The 25,489-nt window shown below is 67.5% G+C and carries 22 protein-coding genes and 1 pseudogene; 15 read left to right on the top strand and 8 right to left on the bottom strand.

The window, feature by feature from the left end:
• Window positions 1-172: 172 nt before the first annotated feature.
• Window positions 173-1,427 (bottom strand): annotated as a pseudogene (locus IBX22_RS38520) (DEAD/DEAH box helicase); the annotation flags it as partial.
• Window positions 1,428-1,849: 422 nt separating this feature from the next.
• On the opposite strand from IBX22_RS38520, the gene IBX22_RS10835 reads away from it, so the two are divergent.
• Both IBX22_RS10835 and IBX22_RS10830 read left to right on the top strand, forming a co-directional pair.
• Window positions 1,850-2,902: an alpha/beta fold hydrolase gene (locus tag IBX22_RS10835; protein ID WP_194815155.1), complete on the top strand. Its 1,053-nt coding sequence runs from the start codon at window positions 1,850-1,852 to the stop codon at window positions 2,900-2,902.
• Window positions 2,903-2,951: 49 nt separating this feature from the next.
• Window positions 2,952-3,653 carry a ferritin-like fold-containing protein gene (locus IBX22_RS10830; RefSeq protein WP_194815154.1) on the top strand — a complete coding sequence of 234 codons (702 nt, stop codon included), beginning with the start codon at window positions 2,952-2,954 and terminating at the stop codon, window positions 3,651-3,653.
• 1 nt (window position 3,654) lies between these two features.
• Here the strand turns inward: IBX22_RS10830 and IBX22_RS10825 are convergent, their stop codons facing one another.
• From IBX22_RS10825 to IBX22_RS10810, 4 genes are all read right to left on the bottom strand, one after another.
• Window positions 3,655-4,263, bottom strand: a complete 609-nt coding sequence (locus IBX22_RS10825; protein ID WP_194815153.1) for a sortase domain-bontaining protein — start codon at window positions 4,261-4,263, stop codon at window positions 3,655-3,657.
• Entirely contained in the window at window positions 4,256-5,569 is a 1,314-nt protein-coding gene (locus tag IBX22_RS10820) for a hypothetical protein (RefSeq protein WP_194815152.1), read from the bottom strand. The genes IBX22_RS10825 and IBX22_RS10820 overlap by 8 nt, the downstream gene beginning before the upstream one ends.
• Window positions 5,570-6,066: 497 nt before the next feature.
• Window positions 6,067-6,915, bottom strand: coding sequence for a helix-turn-helix transcriptional regulator (locus IBX22_RS10815; protein WP_309234525.1), 849 nt, complete (start codon window positions 6,913-6,915; stop codon window positions 6,067-6,069).
• Window positions 6,916-6,977: 62 nt separating this feature from the next.
• Window positions 6,978-8,501 carry a GMC oxidoreductase gene (locus IBX22_RS10810; RefSeq protein ID WP_228538718.1) on the bottom strand — a complete coding sequence of 508 codons (1,524 nt, stop codon included), beginning with the start codon at window positions 8,499-8,501 and terminating at the stop codon, window positions 6,978-6,980.
• 333 nt (window positions 8,502-8,834) lie between these two features.
• Between IBX22_RS10810 and IBX22_RS10805 the strand changes: the two genes are divergently transcribed.
• Together IBX22_RS10805 and IBX22_RS10800 are read left to right on the top strand one after the other, a co-directional pair.
• Entirely contained in the window at window positions 8,835-9,380 is a 546-nt protein-coding gene (locus IBX22_RS10805) for a YceI family protein (protein WP_194815150.1), read from the top strand.
• 100 nt (window positions 9,381-9,480) lie between these two features.
• Window positions 9,481-9,708 carry a DUF3107 domain-containing protein gene (locus tag IBX22_RS10800; protein WP_194815149.1) on the top strand — a complete coding sequence of 76 codons (228 nt, stop codon included), beginning with the start codon at window positions 9,481-9,483 and terminating at the stop codon, window positions 9,706-9,708.
• Window positions 9,709-9,785: 77 nt separating this feature from the next.
• Here IBX22_RS10800 and IBX22_RS10795 read toward each other — a convergent pair whose 3' ends face one another.
• Window positions 9,786-10,475 (bottom strand): TetR/AcrR family transcriptional regulator, encoded by a 690-nt coding sequence (locus IBX22_RS10795; RefSeq protein ID WP_194815148.1) that lies wholly within the window; start codon window positions 10,473-10,475, stop codon window positions 9,786-9,788.
• Between the two features lie 208 nt (window positions 10,476-10,683).
• Here IBX22_RS10795 and IBX22_RS10790 point away from each other — a divergent pair, with 208 nt between their 5' ends.
• The 3 genes from IBX22_RS10790 (at window position 10,684) to IBX22_RS10780 (ending at window position 14,028) form a co-directional block, all read left to right on the top strand.
• The gene (locus IBX22_RS10790; RefSeq protein WP_194815147.1) at window positions 10,684-11,802 is read left to right on the top strand and encodes a DUF3152 domain-containing protein; all 1,119 of its coding nucleotides are present in this window, start codon (window positions 10,684-10,686) and stop codon (window positions 11,800-11,802) included.
• Window positions 11,803-11,922: 120 nt separating this feature from the next.
• Complete coding sequence (gene moeZ / locus IBX22_RS10785; protein WP_194815146.1) at window positions 11,923-13,122, top strand: adenylyltransferase/sulfurtransferase MoeZ; 1,200 nt, start codon at window positions 11,923-11,925, stop codon at window positions 13,120-13,122.
• 54 nt (window positions 13,123-13,176) lie between these two features.
• Entirely contained in the window at window positions 13,177-14,028 is an 852-nt protein-coding gene (locus tag IBX22_RS10780; protein WP_194815145.1) for a TIGR02569 family protein, read from the top strand.
• A 78-nt stretch (window positions 14,029-14,106) separates the two neighbouring features.
• Here IBX22_RS10780 and IBX22_RS10775 read toward each other — a convergent pair whose 3' ends face one another.
• Window positions 14,107-15,591 carry an MFS transporter gene (locus IBX22_RS10775; protein ID WP_194815144.1) on the bottom strand — a complete coding sequence of 495 codons (1,485 nt, stop codon included), beginning with the start codon at window positions 15,589-15,591 and terminating at the stop codon, window positions 14,107-14,109.
• 197 nt (window positions 15,592-15,788) lie between these two features.
• Window positions 15,789-16,460 (bottom strand): FadR/GntR family transcriptional regulator, encoded by a 672-nt coding sequence (locus IBX22_RS10770; protein WP_194815143.1) that lies wholly within the window; start codon window positions 16,458-16,460, stop codon window positions 15,789-15,791.
• 65 nt (window positions 16,461-16,525) lie between these two features.
• Here IBX22_RS10770 and IBX22_RS10765 point away from each other — a divergent pair, with 65 nt between their 5' ends.
• The 8 genes from IBX22_RS10765 (at window position 16,526) to IBX22_RS10730 (ending at window position 25,418) form a co-directional block, all read left to right on the top strand.
• Window positions 16,526-17,803: a CynX/NimT family MFS transporter gene (locus IBX22_RS10765; RefSeq protein WP_375540215.1), complete on the top strand. Its 1,278-nt coding sequence runs from the start codon at window positions 16,526-16,528 to the stop codon at window positions 17,801-17,803.
• Window positions 17,804-18,050: 247 nt separating this feature from the next.
• The gene (locus tag IBX22_RS10760) at window positions 18,051-19,496 is read left to right on the top strand and encodes a NarK/NasA family nitrate transporter (protein WP_194815142.1); all 1,446 of its coding nucleotides are present in this window, start codon (window positions 18,051-18,053) and stop codon (window positions 19,494-19,496) included.
• A gap of 29 nt (window positions 19,497-19,525) precedes the next feature.
• Window positions 19,526-22,063, top strand: a complete 2,538-nt coding sequence (gene nirB / locus IBX22_RS10755; protein ID WP_194815141.1) for a nitrite reductase large subunit NirB — start codon at window positions 19,526-19,528, stop codon at window positions 22,061-22,063.
• Between the two features lie 64 nt (window positions 22,064-22,127).
• On the top strand, window positions 22,128-22,511 hold the full coding sequence (gene nirD / locus IBX22_RS10750) for a nitrite reductase small subunit NirD (RefSeq protein WP_194815140.1): 384 nt from the start codon (window positions 22,128-22,130) through the stop codon (window positions 22,509-22,511).
• On the top strand, window positions 22,508-23,746 hold the full coding sequence (locus tag IBX22_RS10745; RefSeq protein WP_194815139.1) for a uroporphyrinogen-III synthase: 1,239 nt from the start codon (window positions 22,508-22,510) through the stop codon (window positions 23,744-23,746). The genes nirD and IBX22_RS10745 overlap by 4 nt, the downstream gene beginning before the upstream one ends.
• Window positions 23,743-24,492, top strand: coding sequence for a sirohydrochlorin chelatase (locus IBX22_RS10740; RefSeq protein WP_194815138.1), 750 nt, complete (start codon window positions 23,743-23,745; stop codon window positions 24,490-24,492). Before IBX22_RS10745 ends, IBX22_RS10740 begins: the two co-directional genes overlap by 4 nt.
• Before the next feature lie 32 nt (window positions 24,493-24,524).
• Window positions 24,525-24,863: a TfoX/Sxy family protein gene (locus IBX22_RS10735; RefSeq protein ID WP_194815137.1), complete on the top strand. Its 339-nt coding sequence runs from the start codon at window positions 24,525-24,527 to the stop codon at window positions 24,861-24,863.
• A 102-nt stretch (window positions 24,864-24,965) separates the two neighbouring features.
• Window positions 24,966-25,418 (top strand): VOC family protein, encoded by a 453-nt coding sequence (locus IBX22_RS10730; RefSeq protein ID WP_194815136.1) that lies wholly within the window; start codon window positions 24,966-24,968, stop codon window positions 25,416-25,418.
• The last annotated feature ends 71 nt before the right edge of the window (window positions 25,419-25,489 follow it).

Genomic DNA, 25,489 nt, shown 5'->3' with positions numbered 1-25,489 from the left:
TCCGAAACAGCCTCGGCGGCAACGCTTTCCGTGCTGCTGCCGGTGCCGTTCTCGGCGGCCTCGTCCAGCGGCTGACCGCGCAGCGTCCGCTTGCGGTTGCGCTTACGCGGGGCCCGGGCCTCGCGCTCGACGACGACGGCGTCCTCGTCGCGCGCGGGCTTGGCCTTGCGGAGCTGACCCGTCGCATCGGCCGGAATTCCCAGTTCGCTGAACAGGTGCGGCGACCGCGAATACGTCTCGACCGGCTCCGGAATCCCCAGGCCGAGCGCCTTGTCGATACCCGCCCAGCGGTTCAGCTCGTCCCAGTCGATCAGCGTGACCGCGACACCGGTGCGCCCGGCGCGACCGGTACGGCCGATCCGGTGCACGTAGGTCTTCTCGTCCTCGGGGCACTGGTAGTTGATGACGTGGGTGACATCGTCGATGTCGATACCGCGGGCGGCCACGTCGGTGGCGACCAGCACGTCGATCTTGCCGGTGCGGAACTTGGTCAGCGCCTTCTCACGCGCGATCTGCCCGAGGTCGCCGTGCACCGCGCCGACCGCGAAACCGCGCTCGGCCAGTTCGTCGGCCACCTTCTGCGCGGTGCGCTTGGTGCGGGTGAAGATCATGGTCGCGCCGCGGCTCTCGGCCTGCAGGATCTTGGCCACCAGTTCGCTCTTGTCCATCGCGTGCGCGCGGTAGACGAACTGCGTGGTGCGGTCGTGCACCGAGGAGGCATGCGCTTCTTCGGCCCGGATGTGCGTCGGCTTGGTCAGGAAGGTGCGGGCCAGGGTGATGATCGGGCCCGGCATGGTGGCCGAGAACAGCATGGTCTGGCGCTTGTCCGGAACCATGGTGAGGATGCGCTCGATGTCGGGCAGGAAGCCGAGGTCCAGCATCTCGTCGGCCTCGTCCAGGACCAGCACGCCGACCTTGCCGAGGATCAGGTGGCCCTGGTTCGCGAGATCCAGCAGGCGGCCCGGGGTACCGACGACTACGTCGACGCCGTCGCGCAGCGCGGCGATCTGGGTGTCGTAGGGGCGTCCGCCGTAGATCGAGGCGACCTTCAGCGCGCCCTGATGGTTCTTCAGGTACTTGCCGGCGTTCACCAGGTCGGAGGTGACCTGAATGCACAGCTCGCGGGTCGGCACGATGATCAGCGCGCGCGGGGTTCCGTCCAGCGGGGTGGTGCCGGTATCGGCACTGGCCACGCGGTGCAGCAGCGGCACGCCGAAGCCGAAGGTCTTGCCCATGCCGGTGCGGGCCTGACCGATGAGGTCTTCGCCGGCCAGGGCCAGCGGCAGGGTCAGTTCTTGAATGGCGAAGGTGCGGTCGATGCCGATCTCGCCGAGTGCGCGGACGATTTCGTCGCGGACGCCCAATTCGGCGAATGTCGGGCCCAGGTGCGATTCATCCAGTTCGGCGGTCAACAGAGTCTCCGCCAGACCGGGCTCTTGTTCGACAGTGATCTTGCTCAGGGTTCGTGCCTTCCTCGTAGCGCGTCACGCGCGCACGAGACGTGGGGCGGGCCGGTCGGCCCACGGTGACCACGTATCCGCCTGTGATGTTCACCGACTGGGCCGCTGGCGCGATGTTCGTGACGGGTGCCGTCGATACGGCAGCTACCTGGGACATCGGCGCGGCGCTAGGGTGATGCGGATCTGGTGCGCGCACATTTTCTCGGACATCGGGATTCGCCGCTTCGAGCGCGAAACTTTCCGTTGTCCACGGTGATTGTAGCGTGATATTGTGCGCGCCCCGAATTGCCGCCTCCGCAATTGCGAAATCGGCCGTGCGGGCGGGCGGAAATCGCGACAAACCGGGCTTGCGTGTTACCGCTGGTACCGGGATGTGAGACATTCTTCTGGTGAGTTTCGCTGACACCGTCTCAACTGCCGCGCGCAATGCCTGGGCGCTGACCTTCGGCCCGGGCGTCGAAGCCCCGAATCCCACTCCGTCGACGGTGCTTTCCGACGCGCCCCATCGCACGCTACGCCGTTTCGAAAGCGACGAATTCGACCGCACCGCAAACGATTCCGCGGTCCTGCTGGTGCCGCCGCTGGCCGCGCCCGCCACCTGCTTCGACCTGCGCCCGGATCAGAGCCTGGCCCGGTTCCTGCTGGAAACCGGCCGCGCGCCCTATGTCGTGGACTACGGCGAGATCACCTTCGCCGACCGCCGGCTGGGCTTCGAGGACTGGATCGACGAAATCCTGCCCGACGCCATCCTGCGCACCTCCGCCGACCGCGGCGGCGCACCCGTCGACCTGATCGGCTGGTCCATCGGCGGCACCCTGGCGCTGCTCACCGCCGCCGCGCACGCGCACCTGCCGATCCGCTCGATCACCGCGGTCGGCGCGCCCCTGAACTACGACAAGATGACCGGCATCCCGCAGCTGCGCGCGGTCGCGAAACTGACCGGCGGCATCGGCACTTCGACCGCGGTGCGCGCCATCGGCGGCATCCCCGCCGGGCTCACCCAGGCGGCCTACCGGGTCACCGCGTGGGAACGCGAACTCAAACGCCCCTGGTTCGTGGCGAGCAATATCGCCCGCACCGAATCCCTGGCCAAGATGGAGTCCATCGACCGCTTCATGGCCGAGATGCCCGGCTACCCGGGCCGCTTCTACGGCCAGCTGTGGGGGCGGTTCATTCTCAACAACGACATCGGCAAAGGCGTGCTGCGGCTCGGCGATCGCACCATCGCCCTGGCCGACGTCACCGCGCACGTGCTGCTGGTCGGCGGGCCCTCCGATGTCATCACCCCGGCCGCCGCCGTCGAGTCGGGTACCCGCACGCTCACCGGCGCGGCCACGCTGCGCTACGAGACCGCGCCGGGCAGCCACCTGGGCATCCTCACCGGCGAGACCGCCCGCGACAGCACCTGGACATACCTGGACAAATTCCTGTCCGAGCTCTGAGGGGAGCGCGGTCCGCAGGTTTGCCCGGACGCGACTAGGCTGGGCGCTTATGGGAGAACAGAGTTCGGGAGCACTGGGATTTTCGTTGACCGATGAGGCGATCGCGCCGATCGACTCGGACCATCCCGGAGTCACCGACCTGTTCGCCGTCCTCGCCTACGGCGAGATCTCGGCGTTCTACCGGCTGGCCGAGGAGGCCAAGCTGTCGCCCACGCTGCGCGGCAAGGTCGCGGTCGCCAAGATGGCCGCCTCCGAGATGCGGCATTTCGAGACCTTGGAGTCGGCGCTGTCCGCGCGCGGCGCCGACGTCTTCGACGCGATGGCCCCGTTCGTGCGCGCCCTGGACGCCTACCACGACTCCACCGACCCCTCCACCTGGCTGGAGTCGATGGTGAAGTTCTATGTCGGTGACGGCATCGCCGCCGACTTCTACACCGAGATCGCGGACTCGCTGCCCGACGACGTGGCGAACGTGGTGCGCGACGTGCTCGCCGAGACCAGCCACTCCGAGTTCGTGGTGGAAGAGGTGCGCAGCGCGGTCGAGACCAGTCGTTCCGAGCGCGACCGGCTCACGCTGTGGGGCCGCCGCCTGCTGGGCGAGGCGATCACCCAGGCGCAGTACGTGATGGCCCAGCGCGACGAGCTCACCGAGCTGGTGCTCGGCTCGGCCGGCGATCTCAACGGCATCGCCGCGCTGTTCGAGCGCATGCAGGACAGCCACGCCAAGCGCATGGCTGTCCTGGGCCTCTGAATTACCCTGCGGGCCCGGCCAATTGCGCGATCACGAGATAATTGTTGTCGGTGGGTTCACCATCGACGACATCGCAGTTCGCGAGGATCAGCCGGCCCGGCACCGGCTTGCGCAGGTCGTTGTTGCTGAGCAGCGACCCTTTCGCCAGTGGGCCAACGCTTTCCACCGTGTACTCCAGCACGCCGTTGGGCGTGCGGAGCACCACCCGGTCACCCGGCTGGACCACCCGCAGTGCCCGGAAGGGCGCGGCGCGTTTCGAGTAGTTGTGGCCGGCCACCAGGACTGTCTGCTTGGTTTCCGTTCCGGGCAAACCGCTTTCACCCCACCACACCGGCAATTCGTCGACCGGATTCAACTGCTGTCCACTGGCACCGCCGCGCATCAACTTCTCGGGATGTAGCGGACTGCTGAGATAGGTCTCACCGGTGGGGGAGCGGAGTTCGATGTCGGTCGGCTCGGCGGGCGCGATCACCGCACCGTCCGGTGCCGCCGCGATATGCGACGGCACCGGTGCGCGGTCCGGCGGTGGCAACGACACACTGTCCTCGCCACATCCGGCGACCGCGCCCAGCACGGCCACGCAGGCCACCCAGTAGCGGGCGTTACGCATGCGCCGACTTGTGGGTTCGCTTGCGGCGCACCACCAGTGTGGTGGCGGTCGCCGCCGCGCCGACAGCGCCCGCGCCGACGGCCAGGGCCACCAGCATCGGCAGGTTCGAGCCGCCGTCGGAGGAGTCGCCGAGCGCCAGGTCCACCGGCGGCAGTTCGCCGGCCAGCGTTTCGACACCGTTGGCATCGGCCCGGTAGTAGTCGACGACCTCGAATTCGCCCTTGCCGTTGAAGATTCCGACCAGCTTCATGCCGGTTTCCAGCACGATGACGGCGGTTTCGGTCAGCTTGGTGATGTTGATGCCGGTGAAGAGCTGACCGCCCAGGATCAGCGTCGCGGCGAGCGCGACACCGGCGGCGATCGCAGCCTCGAGCTGTGCCTTCAGGTCCAGCTGGGCCTGCAATGCCGCCGTGAGCGCCACCTGCGCGGCATCCAGCTTGACCTGCCATTCGGTGACGAGTGCGGCCGCCGCGTCGGCATCGGCTTTCAACTGCAACGCCAGCGCCAGGTCGGCTCCCGCCTGCACCGCGGCCGAAGCATCGAAGGCCGCTTTGGCGGCGAGCTGCAGTTCGTTCAGCTTGGCGGTCGCGCTGGTCACTCCGGTTTGCGCGGCAGCGACTGCCGCCGACACCTTGGCCTCCGCCGCGATGCCTGCCAGTGCCGCCGCCTTCGCGGCGTTCTTCTGGATCGTCGAGATCGCCGCCAGCGCGGCATCCGCGTCGACCTGCGCCTTGGCCGCGAACTCCGCGGCGGCGGTCGCCTCGAGCCGGGCTTGCGCGGCGGCCTCGAGCTTCAGACTGGCCTCGGCGCCGGTGGCGGCCGCTGCCTGTGCCTCCAGCGCGGCGGCCTTGTCGGCGGCCGCACGGGCGGCAGCCGCTGCTTCGTCCGCGGCCTTCTTCGCCGCGGCAGCCGCGGTCTGGGCGGCGGCGACATCGGCCTGAGCCTTGACGGTGACCTGCGTAGCGATGACGAGATCCTGGTCGGCCTTCGCGGCGGCCGCGGCCGCCCGCGAGGCGTCGAGCTTCGCCTGAGCCGAGGTCACAGCTGCCTGCGCGGTGGCGTCACCGGCGTGGGCGGCAGCGGCCGCGACGGCGGCGGCATGCTCCTGCTCGGCGGTCGCCGTGGCCGCGGCGGCCGCGTCGACCGCGAGCGCGGCCTGCGCCCGCGCGTCGAGATCGGCCTGGGTCAGCGCGGTGCTGACCTGCACTCCGGTCTGGTTCTCGAATCCGAGTGTCCCCGCCTGCGTGGGGAACGGCACGTCGATCGTCGGCACGGTCACGGCGGGGACCGGAACGTGCACCGCCACGGACGGTAACTCCACGTTGGGGACCGGTACCTGGACGGAAGGTAATTGCGCGGTCGGAACCGGCACCTGCACAGTCACATTCGGCAGTTGCGCCGTCGGTACCGGGATCTGCGCCGTCGGAACGGGCAGGTTCAAACCCGGTGCGGGTGCTGTGGAGGTCGGTGCCGGCGCACTGGAGGTCGGTGCGGGGGTGCTGGAAGATGGGGCAGCTGTCTCCGAGGTCGGCTCGGCTGCCGCGATGGGTCCGGTTACTCCGGTGGCGAGCGCTAGAACGGCGCCGGCTGCTGCCAGCCGCCGTAGTCGAGACATGGCAATGGAACGCTCCGACATCAGGTTTACGACCCTCTCACTTTCGTTGCTTCCGGCGCCGGGAAGCGGGGTCGCCCTTGCCCCGACAACGTCGGGCAACCAGAACGCACGTGCGCCGTGCAGGCGACTTGTTCAGCGCCTGCACCAATGTCGTCGCACAGCGAACAGTTGTTACCGGGTCCTATCGATCAGTCTCCGGAGACCAGGCGCAAGCCGCGCGCGCTGGTCTCGACCTTGTCGGTCAGCCACACGACGACGCTCTGATCGCGGTCCGCGGACATCATTTCGAACGGCACCTCGACAGTCCCGTGCTCGGGATGGTCGAAATGCAATGTGCCGGAGGCGTCCTCACCGATGCGATGGGTTTTCCACCGCTTCGCGAATTCGGGTTCCTTGCGCAGCGCGTCGATGGTGGCGCGCAGGGTGTCGTCGGCGGGCCAGCGGGATTTCGCACGATGCAGTGCGGCCACGAAATGATCCGCGGCGGCCGACCAATCCCGAATTACCTTGCGTGCGTTCGGGTTCATGAAGGTGAACCACGCCAAATTCGGCCCGTGCTCACCGTCCAGGAAGCCCAGCGGAGTGACGAAATCGGCCCACGCCGAATTCCAGCCGAGCACATTCAAGCGCCGGCCGACGACGAAAGCGGGGGTGGGATTCAGGGCCCGCAGAATAATCTCGATGGACTCCGGCAGCTGCTCCTGCGGCGTACTGGCGCCGGGGCACAGGCCGGAATCCTCCTTGCAGGTCGAGGCCGCACCGGAGGCGAGGGCGAGCATGCTGAAGTGCCGCCGATCGGTGTCATCGAGCAGCAGCGCGTCGGCGAGGGCGCCGATCACCGCCGCCGAGGGATTGCGATCCCGGCCCTGTTCCAGCCGGGCCAGGTAGTCGACGCTGACACCAGCGCGCACCGCCACTTCCTCACGGCGCAGCCCAGGGGTGCGCCGACGCCCACCGGTGGGCATCCCGACGTCGGCCGGGCGCAGTTCGTTGCGCCTGGCGATCAGGAAATCCGCGAACAAGTTTTCCTCTGCCACCGTTCCATGGTGCCTTGTCCGCGGATCCCTAGCCTCGCCCTGTCAGTGCCTGGATAGGTTGCTCACAGGTCGTGCGCCACGATGTCGGCGATATTGCGCTCGGCCAGCGCGGTAATGGTGACGAACGGGTTGACGCTGGTGTTGCCGGGAATCAGTGAGCCATCGATCACATACAGCCCCGCGTACCCGGGCAACCGGCCGTAGTTGTCGGTGGCTTCGTTGAGCACGCAGCCGCCGAGCGGGTGATAGGTGAAGTCGTCGCCCCAGGTCTTGTAGACGCCGAACAGGTCGGTCCGGTAGATGGTGCCTTCCTTCTTGTTGATCTTGTCGAAGATGCGTTTCGCGGCGTCGATGGCCGGCTGGTTCTGCGCGGCGCTCCAGTTCAGATCCACCTTGCCCGTGCCCGAATTGAACTGGAACTGACCGCGATTGGGGTTCTTGGTGATCGCCAGATACAGGCTGACGTAGGTCTCCAGACCGGACGGGAACGGCGCCACCTCCGCGAAAGCCGGTCCGCCGGCATCGGCCCAGTTGTCGATGCCCAGGCACGGAATGCTCGATTGCAGTTTCCCGGTGCCGTCCCACATGTGATTGGCGCGGCCCACCATGACGTTGCCGTTGTTGCCCCACTTCTTGCCGACCGCGTCGGGCAGATCGCCCAGCTTGCCCTTGGCCTTCATCGCCACCAGCAGTTTGGCGGTTCCGATGCTGCCCGCGGCGAAGAAGACTTTCTGCGCCACAACTGATTTGGTCGCGACCGTGCCGCCCTTGGTATCGATCTGGCGCATCTCCACGGTGTACCCGCCCGCGGTCGGCGACACCGCCGTCACCTCGTGCATGGGCGTGATCCGGACCTTGCCGGTGCCGGTGGCCGCGGCCAGGTAGGTCTTGTCCAGCGAGCGCTTACCGTGGTTGTTGCCGTAGATGACCTCACCGTCCAGCGCCGACCGCGTGACCTGCCCGGCCTGCTCCTTCTTCATGTACTCGAAGTCGTAGACGTTCGGCACGAAGGTCCAGCCGAAGCCCGAGCGCTCCGCGTGCTTGCGTCCGACCCGGGCGAAGCCGTAGCACTCGGCGCTCTCGAACCAGGTCCGATCGAGGTTGTTCACGCCGAGCGTGCTGTTGGCGCGCGGGAAGAAGGTGCTGTACATCTCGTCGGCGTTCACCGACGGCAGGATCGCCCCGAAGTTCTCCCGTTTGGGTGTCACAGCCATGCCGCCGTTGACCAGCGAGCCACCGCCGACGCCACGCCCCTGATAGACGCGCACGCCGCCGAACTGCTCGGAATCCAGGACGCCCGTGTACTTTTCGATGTCCTTGTTGTACGAGCCGCCCGCGAAGTAGCCGACCGGTTGATCGGTGCGCTCGCGCAGCCAGTAGGAGCGCCCGTCCGGTTTCAGGACCGGGCAGAAGATCTTGCCGTCGGAGCCGGGCGTGGTCCAGGACATGCCCATCTCGACGACGGTTACCTCGACTCCGGCCTGGGCCAGGCGTAGTGCGGCGACCGAGCCGCCGTAGCCGCTGCCGATGACGAGCGCGGGGATCTTGTCGCCGTCGGCCAGCGGTGCCGCGGTGGCGCGCGCCATGGATCTGCCCGCGATCACGGCGGCAACAGTGACACCTGTTGCAGCCAGGAACCCCCGTCTGCTCACCCCCCGGCCGGACCGATTACCAACAGGCGTTTCGTAGGTATGAATGGACAAACCGAGGCTCCTCATCGAGTCATGGACGGGAACCTGTTATAGCGATGTGAAACACGGTCATGTCGGACTATCCGGACATGGCGGAAAAGTTCCGGCGTACCGCGGGGTAGGGGTGAGTGAACCGAATGTTCAACGGTGCGAGGTTTATCCCCGCACTGGGAGTACCAGGATAACGGCGGTCTGGTTACCGGCCCGCTCAGCCGCGATCGTGGTGCCATGACAACTTCGGAATCCACCACCACCCAGACCCTGAAGCCCGGCGCCTGGACGCTGGATGCGGCGCACTCCTCGGTCGCCTTCACCGTGCGTCACCTCGGCATCGCGAAGGTGCGCGGCACCTTCACCAAGTTCGAGACCGAGTTCGTCGTCGACGAAGCCGGCGCGGCCACCCTGGGCGCCACCATCTACCTGGACTCCTTCGACACCGGCAACCCCGACCGCGACGGGCACGTGCGCACCGCCGACTTCCTCGACGTCGCCAATCGCCCCACCCTGACCTTCCGCGCGCTCGCGCCGGTCGAGATCGCCGAGACCTTCACCGTCGAAGGCGAGGCCACGCTGGGCCAGATCACCAAGCCGGTCACCCTCGAGGTCGAGTGGGGCGGCGTGCAGCCGCATCCCGCCACCGGTGACCCGCACGCCGGGTTCTCGGCCACCGGCACCATCAAGCGCACCGATTTCGGTGTCGGCGGGCCGATGCCCGGCATGCTCAGCGATGCCGTCAAGGTCGAGCTCGAGATCCAGCTCGTCCAGCCCAAGTAGTTCGTGTTCGCTGTCAGCACAGGCAGGCTGCTGCCCGGGCACACAGGCCCTGGACTAGCCTTGATTCGACAGCACAGGACTCTAGGTTCGGAGGTTGGCCGTGGAGGTCAAGATCGGTATTTCGGATAGCCCGCGCGAGCTCATCATCAACAGCTCGCAGACCGCCGATGAGGTCGAGGCGCTGGTGTCCGGTGCACTGAGCGGCGGAAGCGGCATCGTGTCGCTGACCGACGACAAGGGTCGCAAGTTCCTGATCCAGGCCTCGAAGGTTTCCTACGTGGAGATCGGCACCCCGGCCAGCGGCCGCGTCGGCTTCGCCACGGTCTGAGCACCCCAAACGGCACTGAGCCCCTGCCTCCGAGGAGGACAGGGGCTCAGTCGTATTCGGCTGGGAGCCGCGCGCTTTCAGGAGCCGAGGCTGCGCGGCACACCGTCGATCGGGTGCAGCGGCACATGCGACAGACCGCCCCAGGCCAGCGTGACCGTGGTGTCGATGGCATCGTCCTTGGGGATCGGCCGGTCGGCCTCCAGCCAGTAGCGGGCGGTGGTCTGGCTCGCTCCGACCAGGCCGACGGCCAGGATGCGAGCCCGATACGGATCCAGGCCGGAGTCGTGCGCGACCAGATCGAAGACCGCGTCCACGCAGGCCTCGGTGGCCTGCTCGACCCGGCGCTGCACCTGCGGCTCGGAGGTCAGGTCGGACTCGAAAACCAGTCGGAAGCCTTGCATCTCGTTGTCGACGAAGTCGAAGTAGGCGGCGACGGCGGCACGCACGCGCTGCTTGTTGTCGGTGGTGGAGCGCAGCGCCTGGCGCACGCTCGACACCAGCATGTCGACGTAGTTCTGCAGCACCGCAAGATACAGCTCGAGTTTGCTGGTGAAGTGCTGGTAGAGCACCGGCTTGCTGACTCCGGCGCACTGGGAGATCTCGTCCATGCCCGCCGCGTGGTAGCCGCGCAGCACGAAAATCTCGCTGGCCGCGTGGAGTAGCTGCTGTCGCCGTTCATCCCGGGGCAGCCTGGTACCGCGTTTAGCAGGTGCCATGGCCTCGGACGATGATCTACGGGACGGCATCCGGTCCACGAGGTCGGTCATTTCGGCTCTCCCAGTCGAAGCCCCGGCTGAAGGGGTGGTGCACCGGGTATCCCCTGAACGATACCCGGTCGTAGGTCACACGCGGAGCCGGGTTACGCAACAACCCCCACTCCATGAGATATCGCACAGCGAACGTCTGATGCCTCGCGTAGCGAGTCTTTCGTACTCGCGGTGATGCTCACTTGTCCACTGTGAGAGTCTGTTAGCCGTGACCGACCGAACGGAAACTCCGTCCGGAGGCGGGCGTGACACGCACCGCCCCGGCTCCGTCGCGTCCGGTTCCGTCACATCGGAACCTCCACCGCGGCGTGATCGCGACGGTGTAGAGATCTACGACCCCCTCGGCCTGTACCCGTCCGGGGACGACGACCAGACCGATCGTTCCTATCAGCCGCTGCGTGCGCGCTGGGATCCGACCGCGCCCGAGGAGGGCAAGAATCGCGCCCACCGCCCGGGCCGGGTGGTGAAGAAGCAGAGCCGGTTGGGCCGCTTCGTCTCCACCTACGGCTGGCGGGCCTACGCGCTGCCGGTACTGGCCGTGGTCACCGTGCTGGTGGTCGTCGACGCGGTGCGGGCCGGCCCGGACGTGGCAGGCTCCGGCAATCCCGGCTTCGGTGCCCTGAGCCCGCGGGGAGCCTCGGCGGACATCATCGGCGCACCGCCCGGCGACGGGCAATTCCCCGCCGATCTGCCCACCGGGGCGCTGCCCCAGGGCGGTCCCTTCACCGACGCGGGCGCGGGCACCTGGCGGGTCATACCGGGCGCGGCCGAGGTCGGTACCGACGCCGCGAACGTCTTCACCTACTCCGTGGAGATCGAGGACGGTATCGACACCTCCGGCATCGGCGGTGACGCCGCGGTCGCGAAAATGGTCGACTCCACCCTGTCCAATCCGAAGAGCTGGTCGCACGACAAGCAGTTCGGTTTCCGGCGAATCGATCAGGGCCAGCCCGATTTCCGAGTCTCGCTCACCTCCCGCCAGACCACCCGCAAGGCCTGCGGGTTCGACATTCCGATCGACTCGTCCTGCTACAACGCCGGTACCGGCCGGGTGCTGTTGTCGGAGGTGCGCTGGGTGCGCGGTGCGCTGGCGTTCGAGGGCGACATCGGGTCCTACCGGCAGTACCAGATCAACCACGAGATCGGTCACGCCATCGGCTACCACCAGCATCAGCCGTGCGAGACCGACGGCGGCCTGGCGCCGATCATGATGCAGCAGACCTTCGGCACCAAGAACAACGACATCGCCGCGCTCGACCCGTTCGGCATGGTTCCGATGGACGGGAAGCGCTGCCGGTTCAATCCGTGGCCCTATCCGCGGGGCTGACTGACCCCCGTGACTTAGTGGCACGGTCGTACGGGACGATGGATCGGGAAGAACGGCCCGGCTTCCGGCGTTGCATACGCTGAGCTACGAGGCCTAACCGATTCGAGGAGAGTCCGGACCATGCCCTTGGGAAGTACAGCATCAGCAAAATCCCTGCCGCCGCTGGTCGAGCCGGCCGCGGAGCTGACCCGGGACGAGGTCGCCCGCTACAGCCGCCACCTGATCATCCCGGATCTCGGGATGGACGGGCAGAAGCGACTGAAGAACGCCAAGGTGCTGGTGATCGGCGCCGGTGGCCTGGGTTCGCCCGCGCTGCTGTACCTGGCCGCTGCCGGTGTCGGCACGCTGGGCATCGTCGAGTTCGACGAGGTGGACGCCTCCAACCTGCAGCGCCAGATCATCCACGGTGAGTCCGATATCGGCCGCTCCAAGGCCGACAGCGCGCGGGATTCGATCCTGGAGATCAACTCCGGGATCACCGTCAACCTGCACAAGATCCGGCTGGAGCCGGAGAACGCGATCGAGCTGTTCGAGCAGTACGACCTGATCGTCGACGGCACCGACAATTTCGCCACCCGCTACCTGGTGAACGACGCCGCGGTGCTGGCGCACAAGCCGTACGTGTGGGGTTCGATCTACCGCTTCGAGGGTCAGGTGTCGGTCTTCTGGGAAGACGCCCCCGACGATCGCGGCCTCAACTACCGCGACCTCTACCCGGAGGCCCCGCCGCCGGGCATGGTCCCGTCCTGCGCCGAGGGTGGCGTGCTGGGTGTGCTGTGCGCGTCCATCGGTTCGATCATGGTGACCGAGGCGATCAAGCTGCTGACCGGCATGGGTGACCCGCTGCTCGGCCGTCTGATGGTCTACGACGCACTGGACATGAGCTACCGCACCATCAAGCTGCGCCGCGACCCGGAACGTCAGCCGATCACCGAACTGATCGACTACGACGCGTTCTGCGGTGTGGTGTCGGAGGAGGGGCAGGCCGCCGCGGCCGAGTCCACCATCACCGCGCGCGAGCTGAAGGAACTGCTGGACGCGGGCAAGGAGATCGAGCTGATCGATGTCCGCGAACCCGTCGAGTGGGACATCGTCCATATCGAGGGCGCGAAGCTGATCCCCAAGGACCGCATCCTTTCCGGTGAGGCGCTCTCCGAACTGCCGCAGAACCGCCCGATCGTGCTGCACTGCAAGACCGGTATCCGTTCCGCGGAGGCACTGGCCGCGCTCAAGCAGGCGGGCTTCTCCGACGCCACCCACGTGCAGGGCGGAATTGTGGCCTGGGCCAAGCAGATCGACAACTCGCTGCCGGTTTACTAGTGGTTTGGGCGCGCCTTGGGCGCGTCCTACCAAACTCGGCGGTACCGTACGGCCGTGACTTCTGTGGAACCTCCCGAGCACGTGCGCGCCACGTTCGGTCTGCGCGAAGTGACGCCGGTTGCGTTGGGGGACTGGGACGGTGGCTGGCGCTGCGGTGACGTCGTCCTCAGCCCCGTCGCCGACCACGCCCGCGCGGCGTGGTCGGCCAAGATCCGCGAAGCCCTCAAAGTGGACGGCCTCCGCATAGCCCGCCCGGTGCGCGCCACCGACGGCCGCTACGTCGTCTCCGGCTGGCGCGCCGACACCTACCTCGAGGGCACCCCCGAACCTCGCCACGACGAAGTCGTTTCGGTATCCCTGCGCCTGCACCAGGCCACCGCCAAACTCGAACGCCCCCGCTTCCTCGTGCAACCCCCCGTCGCCCCCTGGGTCGACGTAGACGTCTTCGTAGCCGCCGACCGCGCCGCCTGGGAGCCGGTCCCGCTCCGCAGCCTCCGCGCCGGCGGAACCCTGCCGACCACCTCACCGGACGGTCAGCGCAGCATCGAGCTGATCGGCCAGCTCGCGACCCTCCGCAAACCCGTCCAGGCCGCTCCGCAACTCGTCCACGGAGACCTCTTCGGCACAGTCCTTTTCGCCGGCGTCTTCACCCCCGGCCTCTCCGACATCACCCCCTACTGGCGCCCACCGGCCTGGGCCGCCGGCGTAATCGTCATCGACGCGCTCGCCTGGGGCGGCGCCGACGACGGCCTCCTGGACCGCTGGCGCGCCCTCCCCGAATGGCCCCAAATGCTCTTGCGCGCAGTCATGTTCAGGCTCGCCGTCCACGCCCTCCACCCCCGCTCCACCCCAGAGGCGTTCCCCGGCTTAGCCCGCACTGCCGACATGGTCCGCCTGATGCTTTAGAACTCCGCGGTATGGACAGTCGAATGCCGCACCGAGACAACAGTTCTCGGTGCGGCATTCGGCCTTCAGGTGCGGCGGTTACACGTTGGCGTAGGCCAGGGAGGGCACCCGGCCGATGGCGAACGAGGACCGCAGGTAGAAGAACCAGGTGACGCTGGCCATCACCAGGAAGGCCACGGCGTAGGCCCAGAACGCCGCGTTCATGCTGCCGAAGTTGATGTTGGACAGGCGAAGTGCTTGCTGGAGAAGGTAGCCGCCGGAGGCGCCGATCGCGCCGATGACGCCGATCGCGGCACCCGCTTGACGTTTGGCGGAGCCGAGAGCTTCGGTGATTTCCATGCCGTGTTCGGAGGCATGCTTCTTGGCTACCGCGGAGAAGATGGACGGGATCATCCGGTAGGTGGACCCGTTGCCGATTCCGGTGAGTACGAACAGCATCAGGAACGCCGCGAGGTAGAGCGGGAAGCTCTTCATTTCCAGCGCCGCCATGATCAGGGCGACGGCCACCGACATACCGCCGAAGACGAACACGGTGATCTTCGCGCCGCCGATCTTGTCGGAGACCCAGCCACCGAAGGGACGGCTGAACGAGCCGACGAAGGCCCCGAGGAAGGCGAGGTTACCGAGGGTGGTGATCCAGCCGATCTGCGCCAGGTGCGGGAAGTTGGCCTTGATCAGGGTCGGGAAGGCGAAGGAGAACCCGATGAAGGAACCGAAGGTGCCGATGTAGAGGAACGACATCACCCAGGTGTGCCGGTTGGTCAGCGCCAGCTTGTAGGACTTGCCGTCGGACTTGGCAGTGGAGATGGAGTCCATGTAGCGCAGTGCGCCGAAGGTGGCGATCAGGATGAACGGCACCCAGACCAGCACGGAGAGCGTGATGCCGAAGCGGTAACCCGCCGGATCCTTGGCCAGCAGGTGCGTACCGAGGGTGATCACCAGCGGCAGGACCAGCTGGGTCTGTGCCACGCCGAGGTTGCCGCCGGCGGCGTTGATGCCGAGGGCCGCACCCTTTTTCCCTTCCGGGAAGAAGAACGAGATGTTGGCCATCGACGACGAGAAGTTGCCGCCACCGAAACCGGCGAGCGCCGCCAGCACCATGAACACCCACATGGGGGTGCTGGGCTGGTTCACGAAGTAGGCCAGGCCCAGGGTGGGGATGAGCAGCATCGCCGCGCTGAACGCGGTGAAGGCGCGGCCGCCGAATTTGGGGATGGCAAAGGTGTAGGGGATGCGCAGGGCCGCGCCGACCAGGGTCGGGGTGGAGGTGAGCAGCAGCGCGTTGCTCACCGCGACCGGGTTGCCCTTGCCGAGTCCGGCCAGGAAGTCGAAGCCGGCCAGACCCATGCTGGTCACCACGGTGCCCCAGATGACCCAGACGGAGAAGCCCAGGTTCTCGGCGAACACCGAGAAGATCAGGTTCTTGCGGGCGGTCTTGTTGCCGCCGGATTCCCAGAATTTCGTGTTGTCGGGCTCCCAGTGGTCGAGCCAGCGTCCTCGCTTCTGGTGCTCGAACCCGGGGGTTTCCGACTGCTGGCCGGTGGCAGCAACTGTGGCAGTCATCGGCTTCCTCTCGATTGCCTCGCTGGTGGGTCGAGTCAAAAGGTAGAAGCCGCTTGTTGCGTCCCAATGGCCTTCGGTGACGTTCCCGGCAAATCCGACTCACATTGGGGAAACGCGGTCGGTGACCAGTTGGTTACTTGTCGTTCTGAATACGGGACCAGTTGGACTTATGTTTGCTGCCGCAATTAAGGCGGTAACTAGCGGTCGGGATATTCCGCGATCAGTGACGCGAGGAAACAGCGCGCGGCGGCCGCGGCGGCTTCGGGATCACCATCGATGACGGCCTGCACCAGCTCGATGTGCTCGGCGTCGTAGGAGTCGTCGGATTTCGAGGTTCGTGCCCGGATCACCTGCTCGATGGTCGGCAGCAGCGAGTCGTAGAACTCGAGGTACACCGCGTTGTGGCTGGCGACCACGATCGCGCGGTGCAGTTCCACGTCGGCGGTGATGGCCGCGTGGTTGCCCTCGTCCCATTTGTTCTCGTTGCGCACGTCGAGTAGCCGGCGCAGTGTCGCGATGTCGCTGTCGTCGCGCCGCCGCGCGGCCAGCGCGGCCGCGTTGGTGTCGAGCGCCAGGCGCAGCTCGAGCACGTCGCGCTCTTCCGCGTCGGCGAAGTACTTACCGAGCGTGCCGCCGACCTCCGAGGCCGCGACCACATAGGTGCCCGAGCCTTGCCGCCTTTCGAGCATGCCGGCGTGCACGAGCGCCTGGACGGCCTCGCGCACGGTATTGCGGCCCGTCCCGGTGAGCTCGGTGAGCTCCGGTTCGGTGGGGATTCGAGAGCCGATAGGCCAACGCTCTGAACGGATTTCGGCACGCAGCTGCTCTGTTACCTGGGCAATGAGGCTGGTGCGCCGGACTGGTTGCACCGAAACAGAGTACCGCCCGTCACAAATCGTTGCCTCCTATCGTCGGGTCATCCTATGATTTCGGGGTGACAGCAACCCTCTCGGAAACCACAGTCCACGCGGAAACCGCAACCCCTCGACCCGGCATCGCCCGGGTCGAGCAGCGTAAGCGTGGGCTGATCGAGGGTCGGTTGCTCGTGCTGCTGGCGATCGTGATGTCCGCACTCACCCTGCGCGTCGCCGTGACCGCGTTCAGCCCGCTCGCCGAGCGGATCGGCGCGGATATCGGTTACTCGACCGCCGTCATCGGTGTCTTCGGCATGATCCCGGCCGCCATGTTCGCGCTGTCCGGCCTGATCACGCCGATCATGGTGAGCAGATTCGGACTGGAACGCACCGCGATGTTCGCCATGCTGACGGCGGGCGGCGGCATGCTGATCCGGGCCGTGGTCCCGAACACCGGCGAACTCTTGGCTTTCTCCGCGCTCGCTCTGGCCGGCATGGGTATCGGCAATGTCGTGATCCCGCCACTGGTCAAGCGCTACTTCTCCGATCGGCTCGCGATCGTCAGCTCGCTGTACATCACGATGGTCCAGCTGGGCACGGTGATTCCGGCGCTGATCGCGGTGCCGGTGGCCAACGCGCACGGCTGGCGCATCTCGCTCGGCCTGTGGGCCGCGATCGGCTTCGCCGCGGCGCTGCCCTGGGTCTGGGTGCTGCGCGCCCGGCGCGGGCGCGATCTGGCCGACACCACCGGGCTGCCCTCGGGCGACGAGCCCAAGGGCCGGGTCTGGCGGTCGCCGCTGGCCTGGGGCATGGCCGGCATGTTCGGTATGACCTCGCTGATCACCTACGCCATGTTCGCCTGGCTGCCGCGCATCCTGGAGGACGCGGGCGCCAGTGACGCGTTCGGCGGCACCATGGTCGGGCTGTTCGCCCTGGTCGGGTTGTCCGCGGCGTTCACCGCGCCGACGCTGGTGGCCAAGGTGCGCAACCCGTTCCCGTTCGTCCTCGCCTTCGCCGCGTGCTTCTTCGTCTCCTTCGCGGGTCTGCTGATCGCGCCGATGAGCGTGCCGCTGCTGTGGGTTCTGCTGCTGGGCCTGGGGCCGAGCACCTTCCCGATGTGCTTGACCCTGATCAACATGCGCACCCGTAGCTCGCAGGGTTCGGCGACGCTGTCCGGGTTCGCCCAGGGCGTCGGTTACGCCGTGGCCTGCTCCGGTCCGCTGGTGTTCGGCATGCTGCACACCGCCACCGGCGGCTGGGCCGCTCCGTTCGCGCTGCTCGTCGTCGCGGTGCTGGTGATGCTGGCCGGTGCCTGGCAGGCGTGCAAGCCGCAGATGCTCGAAGACACCTGGCACTGATTCGAGTTGCGGGCCGGCGGGTGTGGCCGCATGATGGTGCGCGTCACACCTCACGGAGTTTCCTTTTCGATTTCGGGTCTTATTCACCCACGGAAACCCTTGTGTCACATGCCCGAAACATTCCGGCGAAACTCACCTCGCTGACCGGAGAATCGTGAGCAACCGTTGATATAGCGGCAATTCAGGGCAGCATTCCGGCAATACCCGCTCTCTACCGTTTGGGCTAACCGATTTTGGGAGGCCCTCGTTGAGCACGCTGACGCGTAACCGCAACATCGAGCACTGGGATGCCGAGGATGTCGCCGCCTGGGAAGCCGGCGGCAAGGACGTTGCCAAGCGAAACCTGATCTGGTCCGTGATCGCCGAGCACGTCGGATTCTCGGTCTGGTCCATCTGGTCGGTGATGGTGCTGTTCATGCCCACCGACAAGTACGGCATCGACGCGGCCGGCAAGTTCTTCCTGATGGCGGTGCCGACGCTGACCGGCGCGGTCCTGCGCATCCCGTACACCGTGGCCACCGCCAAGTTCGGCGGGCGCAACTGGACCGTGTTCTCCGCGCTGCTGCTGCTCATCCCGACGCTGCTCACGCTGTACTTCATCAACCAGCCGGGCACCTCGTACACCACCTTCCTGATCGTGGCGGCGTTCGCCGGTTTCGGCGGCGGCAACTTCGCCTCCTCGATGACCAACATCAACGCCTTCTACCCGCAGCGGCTCAAGGGCTGGGCGCTCGGCCTGAACGCCGGCGGCGGCAACATCGGCGTGCCGGTCATCCAGCTGATCGGCCTGCTGGTGATCGCGACCCTCGGGAATGGCTACGCCTCGCTGATCTGCGCGATCTACCTGGTCTTCGTGGCGGTCGCCGGTCTGGGCGCGGCGCTGTACATGGACAACCTGACCAACCAGAAGGCCGACCTGTCCTACATGGTCTCGGCGCTGAAGGTGCCGCAGTCCTGGGCGATCGCGTTCCTCTACATCGGCACCTTCGGTTCGTTCATCGGCTACAGCTTCGCCTTCGGGCAGGTGCTGCAGATCAGCTTCAAGGCCGGTGGCGACATCGCCGCGCAGGCCGCGCTGCATGCCGCGCAGATCGCGTTCATCGGCCCGCTGCTGGGCTCGCTCGCTCGCCCGTACGGCGGCAAGTGGGCCGACCGGGTCGGCGGCAGCAAGGTCACCCTCTACGTCTTCGGCGCGATGATGGCCGCCGCGGTGCTGGTGGTCGCGGCGAGCACAGTCGGTGACAGCAACGGCGGCGTGCCCAGCGGCGGCGTAATGGCCGCGCTGGTAACGGGTTTCATCGCACTGTTCGTGCTCTCGGGTATCGGAAACGGCGCGGTCACCAAGATCATCCCGTCGGTCTTCGACGCCAAGTCGCGCAGCCTGGACCTGCCCGAGTCGGCCCGCGCCGCCTGGTCGCAGAACTGCTCGGGTGCGCTCATCGGTTTCGTCGGCGCCATCGGCGCGCTCGGCGGCGTCGGCATCAACCTGGTGCTGCGCTCCTCCTATGCCTCGACCAACTCCGCGACCACAGCGTTCTGGGTCTTCATGCTCTTCTACGTGGCTTGCGCCGCGGTGGTCTACCTGGTCTTCCTGCGCCGCCCGACCGCCACCGACTCCGACATCGTCGCCGAGGCCGAAGCCCTCGTCCTCGAGGCCGAAAGCACCTCTTCCAGCTCGTCGGCTCGCGCCTGACACCCGACCCCCTCCAGGGAGGACATCTCATGAACAACGAATCCCGCAAGACCGCGGTGGTCGTCGGCCATGGCATGGTCGGGCACCGCTTCGTCGAAGCCCTGCGTGCCCGCGACGAGGCCGGTCAATGGCAGGTCATCGTGCTCAGCGAAGAGGACCAGCCCGCCTACGACCGCGTCGGCCTGTCCTCCTACGTCGGCGCCTGGGACCCGAAAGAGCTTGCCCTGCAGGGCAACACCTACGACGGTGACGAGCTGGTGGACCTGCGCCTGGGCGTGCGGGCCGACGGCATCGACCGCGCCACCCGCAAGGTGACCACCTCCGCCGGTGAGGTCATCGCCTACGACGCACTGGTGCTCGCGACCGGTTCCTACGCCTTCGTGCCGCCGGTGCCGGGGCACGACTCCGAGGGCTGCTACGTCTACCGCACCCTGGCGGACCTGGACGGCATCCGGGCCGCGGCCGAGGCCGCCGGGCCGGGCGCGGTCGGCCTGGTGGTCGGCGGTGGCCTGCTCGGCCTGGAGGCCGCCAACGCGCTGCGGCTGCTCGGCATGACCCCGCACGTGGTGGAGTTCGCGCCGCGGCTGATGCCGGTGCAGGTCGACGAGGGTGGTGGCGCCATCCTGCAGAAGCTGGTCACCGACCTGGGCCTGCACGTGCACACCGGCGTCGGTACCTCGGCCATCGCGGTCGTCGAGGACGCCCCGGTCGCCGAACGGCTGGAGATCACCCTGTCCAACGAGACCGCGGTGCGCGCCGCGGTGGTCGTTTTCGCCGCCGGTATCCGGCCGCGTGACGAGATCGCCAAGACCGCCGGCCTCGAGGTCGGACCGCGCGGCGGTGTCATCACCGACCTGGGTCTGCAGACCTCCGACCCGAACATCTACGCCGTCGGCGAGGTCGCCGCGATCGAGGGCGTCTGCTACGGCCTGGTCGCTCCCGGCTACACCACCGCCGAAATCGTGGCGGACCGATTGCTCGGTGGCGCAGGGGAATTCCCGGGCGCGGACCTCTCGACCAAGCTGAAGCTGCTCGGTGTGGACGTGGCCAGCTTCGGTGACGCCTTCGGCAGCACCGAGGGTGCGCTGTCGGTCGTGCTGCACGACGCGGCCAAGGGCACCTACGCGAAACTCGTTGTCTCCGATGATGCGAAGACTCTGCTGGGCGGCATCCTGGTCGGTGACGCGTCGGCCTACGCGGCGCTGCGCCCGCTGGTCGGTTCGCCGCTGCCGGCCGATCCCGCCGCGCTCATCTCCCCGGCCGGTGCCGAATTGAGTGCCGACGCGCTGCCCGACGACGCCCAGATCTGTTCCTGCAACAACGTTTCCAAGGGTTCGATCTGCGGCGCCATCGCCGAGGGCGCCTGCGATGTACCAGCCATCAAGGGCTGCACGAACGCCGGAACCTCCTGTGGCGGTTGCGTTCCGATGCTCAAGAAGCTGCTGGAGCAGTCGGGCGTCGAGGTTTCCAAGTCGCTGTGTGAGCACTTCGCGCAGTCGCGGGCCGAGCTGTTCCACATCGTCCAGTCGACCGGCATCCGCAAGTTCTCCGAGCTGATCGCCAAGCACGGCAAGGGATCCGGCTGCGATATCTGCAAGCCGACCGTCGCCTCCATCCTGGCCTCGACCTCGAGCGAGCACATCCTCGACGGCGAGCAGGCCGCGCTGCAGGACACCAACGACCACTTCCTGGCCAACCTGCAGAAGAACGGCACCTACTCGGTGGTGCCGCGCATGCCCGGCGGCGAAGTCACCGCCGAGCAGCTCATCACCATCGGTGAGGTGGCCAAGGAGTTCGGCCTGTACGTGAAGGTCACCGGTGGTCAGCGCATCGACCTGTTCGGCGCGCGAGTGGAGCAGTTGCCGCTGATCTGGAAGCGCCTGGTCGAGGCGGGCATGGAATCCGGTCACGCCTACGGCAAGTCGCTACGCACCGTGAAGTCCTGCGTCGGGTCCACCTGGTGCCGCTACGGTCAGCAGGACTCGGTCGGCATGGCCGTGCTGCTCGAAAAGCGTTACCGCGGTTTGCGTTCCCCGCACAAGCTGAAGCTGGCCGTGTCGGGTTGCGCCCGCGAGTGCGCGGAGGCGCGCGGCAAGGACGTCGGCGTCATCGCCACCGAGAACGGCTGGAACCTCTACGTCGGCGGCAACGGCGGCCTGACCCCGAAGCACGCGGTGCTGCTGGCCGGTGAACTGGATGACGAGACGCTGATCCGCTACATCGACCGCTACCTGATGTTCTACATCCGGACTGCCGATCGTTTGCAGCGCACCGCCCCGTGGCAGGAAGCGCTCGAGGGCGGCCTGGATTACCTCAAGCAGGTCATCTGTGAGGACAGCCTCGGGATCGCCGCGGATCTGGAGCTCGCGATGGCTCAGCATGTCGATGGCTACCGCGACGAATGGGCCGCCGTGCTCGACGACGAGGAGAAGCTTTCGCGCTTCGTTTCCTTCGTCAACGCCCCCGCGGAGGCCGATCCGACGATTTCGTTCGACGACAGCGGCGAGCGGAAGGTGCCGGTGCTGTTGGGTACGCCACAAATCCCGGCTGCTACGCCCGGGAAATGACGGCTTAACCCCATAGAAACAGGACGCCGGTACCAATAGGTAAGGCGTTTGGAGGATGACACCGATGACCGTGATCGATACCCCCGGCATTGCACCAGCTACCACCATCGGGTGGACGCAGGCTTGCCGTCTCGACTACCTGATCCCCGGCCGCGGCGTGGCGGTGTTGCTGAGAGGTGGCCAGCAGGCCGCGCTGTTCCTACATACCGACGGCATTCTGTACGCCGTAGGCAATATTGATCCGTTCGGGCGGGCCGCGGTCATGTCCCGCGGACTCGTCGGCGACCGCGGCGGTGTGCCCGTAGTGGCCTCGCCGCTGCTGAAGCAGGCCTTCTCGCTGCTCGACGGCCGCTGCCTGGACGACGAAACCGCCGCGCTCCCGGTCTACGCCGTGCGCGTGGACGACGGCATCGTGTCGGTAGCCAACGAACCGGCGGAGACCCCATGACCGCCGCCGACCAGGGTGCTTGCCTGGCCGGGTTCACCATCGGCATCACCGCGGCTCGCCGCGCCGAGGAATTCGGCACGCTGCTGACCCGCCGCGGCGCGAATATCGTGTCCGCCCCGGCGATCCGGATCATTCCGCTGGCCGACGACACCGAGCTGGAGCGGGTCACCCGCAAGCTCGTCGAAGAACCGCCGCAGATCACCGTCGCCACCACCGGAATCGGGTTCCGCGGCTGGATGGAAGCCGCCGAAGGGTGGGGTCTGGCCGAAGAGCTGCGCGCCACCCTGGCATCCACCCGGATGCTGGCTCGCGGCCCGAAAGCCAAGGGCGCCATCCGCGCCGCCGAACTGCGCGAGGAATGGTCACCGGCTTCGGAGTCTTCGGCCGAGGTGCTCGACCATCTGCTCGCCGAAGGTGTGGAGGGCGTGCGCATCGCCGTCCAGCTGCACGGCGCGACCACCGAATGGGAGCCGGTCCCGGACTTCTGTGAGGTATTGCGTTGTGCCGGTGCGGATGTCGTGCCGGTCCCCGTGTACCGGTGGACTCCGCCGCAGGATCAGGGTCCGATGGATCAGCTGATCGAGGCGATCGTCACCGCGAACCTGGACTGCGTGACCTTCACCAGTGCGCCCGCCGTGGCGTCACTTCTGATGCGCGCCAAGGAAACCGGTCTCCTGGAAGGTGTGCTGCACGCGCTGCGCGGACGGGTGCTGCCCGCATGTGTCGGCCCGATCACCGCGGCGCCGCTGGAGGAACTGGGTGTGCCCACCTCCATGCCTGGCCGGGCCCGGCTGGGTGCGCTGGCGCGGCACGTCGCCGAGGAACTTCCGCGGCGCGCCAACCGGATTCAGGCCGCCGGGCATCACATCAGCGTGCGTGGTGCGTGTGTCGTCGTCGACGGGACGGTGCGGCAGCTGGCGCCCGCGCCGATGGCGTTGATGCGCTCGCTCGCCCGGCAGCCCGGCCGCGTGGTGTCCCGCGAGGACCTGCTGGGCGCGCTCCCCGGCGGCGGTGACGACACCCATGCCGTGGAAACCGCTATCGCCCGCCTCCGCGCTGGTCTCGGTACGCCGAAAGCCATTCAGACAGTAGTGAAACGGGGCTACCGGCTCGCACTGGACGCCGCCGAATGCGCCGACGACAACCTCCGTCCGGCCGCCCCGCCGGCCCGCCCGCACGGCATCGCCACCCCGGCACGCGCACCGCGGTATGCCCAGACGATGGGCAGCTGGTGACGACGCCGGCCCTGGTGCTGGTGGCGCATGGCACCAGAAGCACGCGCGGCGTCGAGATGATCGCCGCGCTCGCCGAAGCGGTGGCCGCTGAGTTAGGCGCTCCGGCACGGGGTTCCGCGGAGGTCGCTCCGGCGGTACGCACCGCATTCGTCGACGTGCTCGGCCCGTCTCCGTCGGAGGTCCTGCGCGACCTGCACTCCGATGCGGAAGTCGTTCCCGCCGTGGTGGTCCCGGCCTTCCTCGCCTCGGGCTACCACGTCTACCAGGACGTCCCCCGCGAAGTCGGCGAGAGCTCGCACCCCGCGGTAGTCGTCACCCCCGCCATGGGCCCGGACCCGGCCCTGGCCCGCATCATGGCCCTGCGTCTGCGGGCGGCGGGCTGGCGACCCGGTGACGCGGTCGTCTTCGCCGCCGCCGGCTCCTCGGACGCCCGGGCCCGCCACGACGTTCGCCGCGCCGCCGCGATGCTCACCGACCATCTCGGCGTCCCGGTCCGCATCGCCTACGTCGCCACGGGCGCACCCCGCGTCCCCGAAGTCGTTGCCGACCTGCGCGATTCCGGCGCCGAACGGGTCTTCATCGCCTCCTACCTGCTCGCCCAGGGGCTGTTCCAGCAACGCCTGCACGATGCGGGCGCCGACGGCGTCGCCGAACCCATCGGCGTGCACCCGGCCGTGGTCCGGCTGATCGCCGACCGCTACCGCACGGCAACTCGGGAATTGGCGCAGGCGCGTCTGGCGTCCTGAACTTGTCGGTCCCCTGGTCCACACTGTGACCTATGGCATACGACGAAGAGCTGGCCGAGCGGATTCGTGAACTGATCGAACCCGGTCCGCATCTGGTCGAGAAGAAGATGTTCGGTGGCCTGGCCTTCATGGTGGGCGGCAATATGGCCGTCGCCGCCAGCGGCAAGGGCGGCCTCCTGGTCCGCGTCGACCCGAAAGAAGAAGACGACCTGCTCGAGGCCGACTTCGTCGAAATCATGGTGATGGGTGGTCGCGAGGCGCACGGCTGGCTCCGGGTCACGCCCGAAGCCGTCGACGACGACGCGATCCTGCGTGAGTGGGTCGACCGTGGCGTCACCTACGCACGCTCGTTGCCTTCCAAGAAGAAATAGCGAAAAAGATCTTCGGAAAGTTTTTGAAGATGTGTCGAAGTGGGGGGAGTGGCTCCGACCTATGGGTGACAGCAGGTCGGAAACACACACGAGGAGCACATCATGGCCGTCACCACTTTCTTCTGGTTCGAGTCCGCCGCCGAAGCGGCCGCGCAGCGGTATGTCGAGATCGTCCCCAACTCGCGCGTGCTGAATATCGCGCGGCTCGCAGATGGGTCGGCGTTCACCGTGGATCTCGAGCTGGACGGGCAGCGGGTCACGCTGCTGAATGGCGGGCCGGGTCACCCGCTGACGGACGCGGCGTCGATCCAACTGATCGTGGACACCCAGGAGGAGATCGATCGCCTGTGGGACGCGCTGGTCGAGGGTGGGCAGCCGGGGCCGTGCGGCTGGCTGACCGATCGGTTCGGGCTGAGCTGGCAGGTGGCGCCGTCGGTGTTGCCGCAGTTGATGATCGGCGAGGATCCGGCGAAGACGGCCGCGGTCGCCGCAGCGTTGCAGACCATGTCGAAGATCGACGCGAAGACCCTGCAGGACGCCTACGACCAAGCGTGACAGGCGAAATGGAATCCGCTCGCACCTGGGGTGCGGGCGGATTTTGCGCAGCGCCGAATCGAATCGGAAAT

Origin of the sequence: Nocardia sp. XZ_19_385 (genome assembly GCF_015355755.1) — a bacterium.
Lineage (GTDB): Bacteria > Actinomycetota > Actinomycetes > Mycobacteriales > Mycobacteriaceae > Nocardia.
This window is presented reverse-complemented; position numbering and strand designations above follow the sequence as displayed.

Coding starts and splice junctions, on each gene's coding strand:
- IBX22_RS10795 (WP_194815148.1), bottom strand. CDS start 10,475: ATGACCGACCTCGTGGACCGGATGCCGTCCCGTAGATCATCGTCCGAG.
- IBX22_RS10735 (WP_194815137.1), top strand. CDS start 24,525: ATGGCATACGACGAAGAGCTGGCCGAGCGGATTCGTGAACTGATCGAA.
- IBX22_RS10830 (WP_194815154.1), top strand. CDS start 2,952: ATGGGAGAACAGAGTTCGGGAGCACTGGGATTTTCGTTGACCGATGAG.
- IBX22_RS10775 (WP_194815144.1), bottom strand. CDS start 15,591: ATGACTGCCACAGTTGCTGCCACCGGCCAGCAGTCGGAAACCCCCGGG.
- IBX22_RS10810 (WP_228538718.1), bottom strand. CDS start 8,501: ATGGCGCGCGCCACCGCGGCACCGCTGGCCGACGGCGACAAGATCCCC.
- IBX22_RS10805 (WP_194815150.1), top strand. CDS start 8,835: ATGACAACTTCGGAATCCACCACCACCCAGACCCTGAAGCCCGGCGCC.
- IBX22_RS10825 (WP_194815153.1), bottom strand. CDS start 4,263: ATGCGTAACGCCCGCTACTGGGTGGCCTGCGTGGCCGTGCTGGGCGCG.
- IBX22_RS10745 (WP_194815139.1), top strand. CDS start 22,508: ATGACCGCCGCCGACCAGGGTGCTTGCCTGGCCGGGTTCACCATCGGC.
- moeZ (WP_194815146.1), top strand. CDS start 11,923: ATGCCCTTGGGAAGTACAGCATCAGCAAAATCCCTGCCGCCGCTGGTC.
- nirD (WP_194815140.1), top strand. CDS start 22,128: ATGACCGTGATCGATACCCCCGGCATTGCACCAGCTACCACCATCGGG.
- IBX22_RS10730 (WP_194815136.1), top strand. CDS start 24,966: ATGGCCGTCACCACTTTCTTCTGGTTCGAGTCCGCCGCCGAAGCGGCC.
- nirB (WP_194815141.1), top strand. CDS start 19,526: ATGAACAACGAATCCCGCAAGACCGCGGTGGTCGTCGGCCATGGCATG.